General features: G+C 72.7%; 10 protein-coding genes and 2 tRNA genes. 3 read left to right on the forward strand and 9 right to left on the reverse strand.

What is annotated here, in order from left to right:
- Window positions 1-124: 124 nt before the first annotated feature.
- Complete coding sequence (locus H0488_RS20730) at window positions 125-502, reverse strand: DUF4873 domain-containing protein (protein ID WP_183101124.1); 378 nt, start codon at window positions 500-502, stop codon at window positions 125-127.
- A complete protein-coding gene (locus H0488_RS20735) occupies window positions 499-1,413 on the reverse strand; it encodes an AurF N-oxygenase family protein (RefSeq protein ID WP_183101125.1) in 915 nt (304 codons plus the stop codon). The genes H0488_RS20730 and H0488_RS20735 overlap by 4 nt, the downstream gene beginning before the upstream one ends.
- 88 nt (window positions 1,414-1,501) lie before the next feature.
- On the opposite strand from H0488_RS20735, the gene H0488_RS20740 reads away from it, so the two are divergent.
- Window positions 1,502-2,143, forward strand: a complete 642-nt coding sequence (locus H0488_RS20740; protein ID WP_183101126.1) for a TetR/AcrR family transcriptional regulator — start codon at window positions 1,502-1,504, stop codon at window positions 2,141-2,143.
- Between the two features lie 9 nt (window positions 2,144-2,152).
- Entirely contained in the window at window positions 2,153-2,680 is a 528-nt protein-coding gene (locus tag H0488_RS20745) for a DUF4190 domain-containing protein (protein ID WP_183101127.1), read from the forward strand.
- A 14-nt stretch (window positions 2,681-2,694) separates the two neighbouring features.
- Here H0488_RS20745 and H0488_RS20750 read toward each other — a convergent pair whose 3' ends face one another.
- The 3 genes from H0488_RS20750 to H0488_RS20760 form a co-directional block, all read right to left on the reverse strand.
- Window positions 2,695-3,696 (reverse strand): UDP-N-acetylmuramate dehydrogenase, encoded by a 1,002-nt coding sequence (locus tag H0488_RS20750; RefSeq protein WP_376768488.1) that lies wholly within the window; start codon window positions 3,694-3,696, stop codon window positions 2,695-2,697.
- 78 nt (window positions 3,697-3,774) lie between these two features.
- The gene (locus tag H0488_RS20755; RefSeq protein ID WP_183101128.1) at window positions 3,775-4,173 is read right to left on the reverse strand and encodes a MaoC/PaaZ C-terminal domain-containing protein; all 399 of its coding nucleotides are present in this window, start codon (window positions 4,171-4,173) and stop codon (window positions 3,775-3,777) included.
- Complete coding sequence (locus H0488_RS20760) at window positions 4,170-4,565, reverse strand: FAS1-like dehydratase domain-containing protein (RefSeq protein WP_183101129.1); 396 nt, start codon at window positions 4,563-4,565, stop codon at window positions 4,170-4,172. The genes H0488_RS20755 and H0488_RS20760 overlap by 4 nt, the downstream gene beginning before the upstream one ends.
- Window positions 4,566-4,604: 39 nt before the next feature.
- On the opposite strand from H0488_RS20760, the gene H0488_RS20765 reads away from it, so the two are divergent.
- The gene (locus tag H0488_RS20765; protein ID WP_183101130.1) at window positions 4,605-5,609 is read left to right on the forward strand and encodes a hypothetical protein; all 1,005 of its coding nucleotides are present in this window, start codon (window positions 4,605-4,607) and stop codon (window positions 5,607-5,609) included.
- A gap of 91 nt (window positions 5,610-5,700) precedes the next feature.
- Here H0488_RS20765 and rpmG read toward each other — a convergent pair whose 3' ends face one another.
- From rpmG to H0488_RS20785, 4 genes are all read right to left on the reverse strand, one after another.
- The gene (gene rpmG, locus H0488_RS20770; protein ID WP_118923003.1) at window positions 5,701-5,871 is read right to left on the reverse strand and encodes a 50S ribosomal protein L33; all 171 of its coding nucleotides are present in this window, start codon (window positions 5,869-5,871) and stop codon (window positions 5,701-5,703) included.
- A gap of 64 nt (window positions 5,872-5,935) precedes the next feature.
- A tRNA-Met gene (locus H0488_RS20775) sits at window positions 5,936-6,009 on the reverse strand.
- Window positions 6,010-6,083: 74 nt separating this feature from the next.
- A tRNA-Thr gene (locus H0488_RS20780) sits at window positions 6,084-6,156 on the reverse strand.
- Between the two features lie 62 nt (window positions 6,157-6,218).
- Window positions 6,219-7,003, reverse strand: a 785-nt coding sequence (locus H0488_RS20785) for an amidase family protein (protein WP_246372601.1), incomplete at its 5' end; no start/stop codon positions are given.

Below are 7,003 nucleotides of genomic sequence, written 5' to 3' on the forward strand. Positions count from 1 at the left end.
CGCTGGTTGAGGTGCGAGCGCAGCGAGCCTCGAAACCAAGGCGCCTTGGTTTCGAGGCTCGTCGCTAGCGCTCCTCGCACCTCAACCAGCGGCGCAGGCCGCAGACGAGCGAAGGGGACGCACCTCAACCAGCGGCAGAGGCAGGGGTGGGGAGGTCGACCTCGACCTGCTCCAGCGGGTACGGCGGCCGGCCCGTGCCGCTGACCTGGACGTGGCCCCAGGCGTCGCGCTCCGCCAGCCGCAGCGCGACGGGCGCGCGGTCGCCGATGCTCAGCTCCGCCGCGGTGGCACCGGCCTCCTTGGCCGCAGCCACCGCCGGCGAGCGGTCGATCCGGCCGTACCAGTGGAACCGCCCGTCCAGCGGCTCGAGGTGCCCGTCGAGGTGGACGGTCACGTCGAGGGCCCGCTCGCCGACGAGGAGTACGGCGGGGCCGGCGTACCCGCTCTCCTCCGCCGGTGGCGTCCACGACATCCCGCGCGGCCGCCGTCGGCGCCGGCTCACGGGAGGAACCCGTTGCGTCGCCACAGGTGACGGCCGAGGCGGCCCATCAGCCGGTTCTCCTCGAGGAAGGCCGCCAGCGGCGCGAAGCCGATGATCGCCATCTCGTTGTGCTGGGGATTGTCGCGGACCTCGCGCACCGCGCGGTCGACGTCGAGCCCTGCGCGGTGGTAGATGCCGGGGTTCGTCAGCGCGCGCTTGAGCACGGGGCCGCCGAGGCCGGCGAGATTGCCGACGAGGAACCGCTCCAGCCGCGACGCGCTCTGCATCCGGTGGACGACGCCCTCCCGGGCGAACCGGATGTGCCGGGCCTCCTCGGTCACGTGGATCCGCATCAGCTGGGCGACGATCGGCTGCAGGTCGGGGTCGCTCATGATCCGCCGCTGCTGGGCGTCGAAGATCTCCTCGCCGATGAGCGCGCCGACCCAGAGCAGCGACCCGCGGAGGACGTGCGGCAACGCTGCCGCGAGGAACCGGTCCCGTCGCCCCATCCGGTAGGGCCGGGCGCCGACCCGGTCGATCACCTTGCCGAACATCGTCATGTGGCGGCACTCGTCGCCCATCTCGGTGAGCACGTAGTGGGCGAACGGTCCGGCGGGGTCCTCGCGGAGCAGCTGCAGCAGCAGCGCGCGGTTGAGGATGTTCTCGAACCACAGGCCGACCGACAAGACGTTGGCGAGCTCCTCGCGCGACAGCGTGATCCGCTGCTCCTCGGTCAGCTCCTCCCAGTAGGGGGTTCCGTAGAGGGAGATGACCTCCCTCGGCAGGAAGTACTTCCCGTCGACCAGGGGCGCGTCCCAGTCGATCGCCACCTCCGGTTCGTAGGACCGGCGGACCGACCCGCCGATCAGGCGGGTGGCCACCTGGCTCATCGGGCGGGGCGAGGTGGCGGGGCGCTCGGGCGCGGTGGTCATGCACGGTCCCTTCCGGAGACGGAGCAGGAGTTGTTTACGTACCATCGCAGTACGTCAACGACCGGTCAAGGGGTCGTACCATGCCGCCATGACCAGCGTCGCTCCCCTGCGCCCCGGTCCGGCCGACCCGGACGCCGCCGGACGGATCCGCGAGCGGATCCTCGACGCCGCCACCGAGTGCCTGCTCGCTGAAGGGCTCGACGCCCGCCTGCACGCCGCCATCGCGGAGCGCGCCGGCATCTCGCGGCCGACCGTCTACAAGTACGTCGGCGACCAGTCGGCGATCGTCGCGGCGATCCTGGACCGCGAGCTGGACCGCTTCTTCGGCTCGGTGGTCCCGATCCTGCGCCGCAGCGACGACCTCGAGGCACACCTGGTCAGCGCGATCGGCTTCGTCGTCGAGTACGCCCGCGGGCACGCCCTGCTGCAGAAGGCCCTCCGCGAGCACCCCGAGCTGATCCTGCCCGCGCTGACCACCGAGTCCGGCCCGCTCGTCGAGCGCGTGGTCGCCCTCTTCGAGGAGCAGCTCGGCCGCGCGCTGAGCCAGTCGCGGTCGACCGGCCTGGGCCCCCGCGAGGCGGCCGAGTGGGCCTACCGGATCGTGGTCTCGCTGATCACGACACCGTCCCCCGCGCTGACCCAGGACGGGACCCGGCAGTACGTCGACAGCCTGATCCGGCTGATGCTGGTCGGCGCCGCCGGTGGTTCGGGACCCGCGGACCAGGGGTAGCAGTCCCCCATGACCGACCAGCCCGGGCTGACTCCCCCGACACCGAACCCGACTCCGACACCGACCCCGACACCGACGCCGGAGCGGACCCCGGAGCCGACCAGCCCGCCGTGGGGCACGGCCGAGACCCCCGCACCGGCGGACCCGGCAGCGACCCCGTGGCCGTCGTACGCCCCACCGGCCGTGCCGGCGTACGGCGTGCCGCCGACCTACCAGCAGACCACCGGCCAGCAGACCCACCAGGGCGCGCTGTGGTCGATGATCCTCGGCATCGTCGGCCTGGCGAGCGCGGTGCTCGCGATCCCCACCTCGGGCATCACCGCCCTCGGGATGGTCTGCTCGCCGGTCGCGCTCGGCCTCGGCATCTGGTCGAGCCGGCAGATCCGCGACCGGCCGGACCTCTACGACAACCGCGGCCAGGCGGTCGCGGGCTGGATCATGGGACTGATCGGGATCCTGCTCGCGTTGCTCGCGCTGTTCCTCGTCGTGGCCGTCGTGGCCCTCATCATCGGGATCTTCGCCAGCGTCGAGCAGTAGCCTTCGCGGCGACGTCAGAGGGACAGCCCGACGAGCACGGGCTCGTTGACCAGCCGGACGCCGTACGACGCCGCGACGCCGTCGCGGACCTCGCGTGCCAGCGCGAGCAGCTCGTCGGCCGTGGCGCCGCCGCGGTTGGTGAGCGCCAGGGTGTGCTTGGTCGACAGCGCGGCCCGGCCAGTGCCGCGGTCGAGCCCGTAGCCCTTGCCGAACCCGGAGTGCTCGATCAGCCAGGCGGCGCTGGTCTTCACCAGGCCGTCGTCCGCGGTCGGCCAGGTCGGCGCGCCCGCGGGGACCTCAGCCGCCGGCACCACCGGGTTGGTGAAGAACGAGCCGGCGCTCCACGTGTCGTGGTCGGCCGGGTCGAGCACCATCCCCTTGCCTCGACGCAGGCCGAGCACTGCGGCGCGCACGTCGGCGAGCGGCGCCCGCTGCCCAGCCTCGACACCCAGCGCTCGGGCGAGCTCGGAGTAGGCGATCGGAGCGCCGAGGCTCCCCTGGCGGAGCTGGAAGGTCACCGACAGCACCAGGTGACGGCCGCCGTTGGCGTCGTAGCGGTCGACCTTGAAGCGGGACGTGCGGTAGCCGAAGCCGCAGTCGGCGACGGCGAAGGTGCGGATGCCGTTCAGCCTGCGGTCCCACACCCGGACCGAGGCGATCGTCTGCGCGACCTCCTGGCCGTAGGCGCCGACGTTCTGGACCGGTGTCGCGCCGACCGAGCCGGGGATGCCGGACAGCGCCTCGACGCCGACCCAGCCCTGCTCGACCGCGCGGGCGACCAGCTCGTCCCAGGTCTCGCCGGCGGCGACGGTGACGACCGCGCCGCCGCAGGTCGGGTCGTCGTCGGCGTCGACGTCGGCGCTGATGCCGCGGGTGGCGACCTCGACGACCGTCCCGGCGAAGCCCTCGTCCGCGACCATCAGGTTGCTGCCGCCGCCGAGCACGAGCACCGGTTCGCCGGCGGCGTCGGCAGCCGACACCGCGGCGATCAGCTCGTCCTCGGTCGTGGCGCGCACCCACGCGTGGGCNACGCGTGGGCGGGTCCGCCGAGCCGGAGGGTGGTGTGGTCCGCCAACCGCTCAGCCGGGCCCGCACTAGACACGAACGACCGCCTTGGGTGCGCCGAGCACCTTCTCGCCGGCGCAGGTGACGTCGAGCGCGAGCGTCGCGCGGCCGTCGGCGACGCTCTTGACGACCCCGCCGACGCGCACCGTCGCGCCGCCGTCGGCCGGCACCACGACCGGCGCGGTGAACTTGCAGCCGAGCTCGACGACCTCGGCCTCGTCGGTCCAGATCGCGACCGCGCGGGCGGCCAGCGCCATGGTGTACATGCCGTGCGCGATCACGCCGGGCAGACCGACGGCGTGCGCGATCGCCTCGTCCTGGTGGATCGGGTTCTGGTCGCCGGAGACGGCGGCGTAGGCGACCAGGTCGCTGCGGCGTACGACGAACTCCTGCGGCTCCAGCTCGGTGCCGGGCTCGAGGGCGCTCACTTGTCACCCCGGTGGACCAGCGTGGCGCCCGCGGTGCAGACCAGGTCGCCGGTGGCATCGGTGATGGTGCTGGTGGTGCGCAGGATGTCGGTGCCCTCGATCTGGCGCAGGCCTGTGACCGCGAGCGTCGCCGTCAGCTGGTCGCCGACCACGATCGGCCGCTCGTAGGCGAACTTCTGCTCGCCGTGCACGATCCGGGCGAGCTCGACCTGCTCGGCCTCGAGGAAGTCGAGGAGCGCCCTGAAGGTGACCACGATCGGGAAGGTCGCCGGGACCCGCCGGGTCGTCGTCCCCCCGGTCGCGGCGGCGAAGGACGCCACATCCGCCTCGGTCACGAGCAAGGGCCGGGTCGGCGGGAACTCCCGGCCGACGAGGGTCGGGTCGATCGGCATGGCCCCACCCTATTGGGGGCGTGCTGCACACTGACGGGCATGTCGGGTCGGGGTGTGGCCGCGGCGCTGCTCGCGACCGCGGCGGTCGCGCTGGCGGCGTGCTCCGGCGAGGCCGACAGCAAGGAGCCCGCCGACCGCGCCGGCCGCGCCGCGCTGGAGGGCTGCGGCCCCCTCGCGTACGACGACGTGGCCGGCCGCGCCCCGGAGTACGTCGACGGTCCGCTCGCCGCCGTCCCCAACGACCACGCGATGTGCGCCGGCCGGTGGCTGCCGAGGACCGGGACCCGGTTCGTGCCGCAAGGCCTCGTCGTCCGCGGGCACACGGCGTGGGTGAGCGGCTACGACGCCGGGCGGAACGCGGTCGGTTCCGACACCTGCCGGATCATCCGGCTCGATCTGCGGACCGGCGAGCGGATCTCCCAGGTGGCCCGCATCAGCGCCGATCCGGCGCCCCGGGGACCCGCCAACTGCCGTCATGCCGGCGGGCTCAGCATGGACGAGCACGGTCTCTGGGTCTCGCAGTTCACCAAGGTCTGGCTGCTCGATCCCCACACCTTCGAGGTGCTGCGGGTGTGGCACCTCATCGACCAGGTGCGGGGCTCGTTCCTCGTGCACGACGACCGGGGCCGGCTCGGCGTCGGCGGCTTCCACGGCGACCGGCGCTGGCCACTGCACTGGTTCGACGCGGACGTCCTCTTCGAGCCCGGTCGGCTCGACCTGACCCCGGAGCTCGCAGCCGACGCCCAGCCGGCGCCGAGGGCGGGCCAGGGCGCGCTGTGGGCGGACCTCGGGCCCGGCCCTGCCCAGGTGTGGTTCACCCGGTCCAACACCTACTGCGGCGAGCTGTGGGCCGGTCCGCAGCGCCGGTTCGCGTTCCTGCCCGGCGCCGAGGGCGTGGCGTTCGCCCGGGGCAGGGTCTGGGTCGTGAGCGAGACGACCGCGGCGCCGTACTTCCTCGACGGCGGGCGGCCCGTGGTGCCGACCCTCGCGCAGTACGACGTCAGCGACTTCCCGCGCTGGGAGCGGTCGGACTGCGGGGCGTGACCACCGCCCGGACCGCAGGAAAAGACAACGACCCGGACTCCCGTCGGGGAGCCGGGTCGGTCAGGCCGCTGCCGTCAGGCAGGGCGTCCGATCAGCGGGTCTCGCGGTGCTCGGTGTGCTTGCGGCAGCGCGGGCAGAACTTCGACAGCTCGAGGCGGTCGGGGTCGTTGCGCCGGTTCTTCTTCGTGATGTAGTTGCGCTCCTTGCAGTCCACGCACGCGAGCGTGATCTTGGGGCGAACGTCGGAGCTCTTGCTGGCCACGGGAAGTCCTTGCTTGCTGTCTGTCTGGGCTTTGGCGTCTGGGGTGCTGCTGTGTCGTCTGGCGTAGCGGGGGCGGGACTCGAACCCGCGACACCACGATTATGAGCCGTGTGCTCTAACCACCTGAGCTACCCCGCCAGGGGTTTCAGGCTGCCTGTCCACGTCCGCGCGATCCTCGATCGACGAGCGTGGGCGGGCATCCCTGCTCCCAGAGCCCCTTTACGGAATCGAACCGTAGACCTTCTCCTTACCATGGAGACGCTCTGCCGACTGAGCTAAAGGGGCAACGCCGCAGAACAATACCGGCCTGCTGGCGGTTCGGCGAAATCGCCCGCGTCCTGTCCCGGTCAGTCCTGGATCCGCGCCCACGGACGGGCCTGCTCGAGCTCGTAGGCAAGCTCCAGGAGGACCGCCTCCTGACCGAATCCGGAGCCCAGCATCATGCCCTGCGGGAGCCCCGTCGAGGTGGTCGCGAGCGGCAGGGAGATGGCCGGCGTCCCGGTCACGTTCTGCAGCGGCGTGAAGGCCACCCAGTCCTGCAGCCGGTCGATCAGGACGTCGTAGTCCTGGGTCGGGTCGAGGTGCCCGATCTTCGGCGTCGGGGTCGCCAGGGTCGGGGTCAGGCTCACGTCGTACTTCTCGAAGAAGAGCGCCGCGTCGTGGGTGCTGCGACGCAGCCGCAGGATCGCCCCGGGCAACCGGTGCAGGTTGCGACGCGCGTGGCGGGCGAGGCCGACGGTCAGCTCGTCGTGGTGGGCCTTGGTCCACGACTTGCCGTGGAGGCGGCGTCCCCCGCTGATCAGGGCGAGGGCGAGGCCCGCCCAGTAGAGGAGGAAGTCGTCGGCGAAGGTGGCCGGCGCCGGCGCGTCGACCTCGATCACGGTGTGCCCGAGGTCCTCCAGCAGGCGGGCAGTCTGCTCGGTGAGCTCGGTGACCTCTGCGTCGGCGCCCCGCGACAACCCGCTGGTGTTGAGCGCGACCCGCAACCGCTTGCGGCCCGGGCGGGTCAGGTCGCCGATCGGCGGCATCGCCAGCGGCCGGTAGACCCGTTCCGCCTCGCGGTAGAACGCCGCTGTGTCGCGGGCGCTGCGGGTGACCACCCCGTCGGAGACGATCCGGACCGGCATCTGCC

The sequence above is a fragment of the Nocardioides pelophilus genome (genome assembly GCF_014180685.1).
Classification (GTDB): domain Bacteria; phylum Actinomycetota; class Actinomycetes; order Propionibacteriales; family Nocardioidaceae; genus Nocardioides; species Nocardioides pelophilus.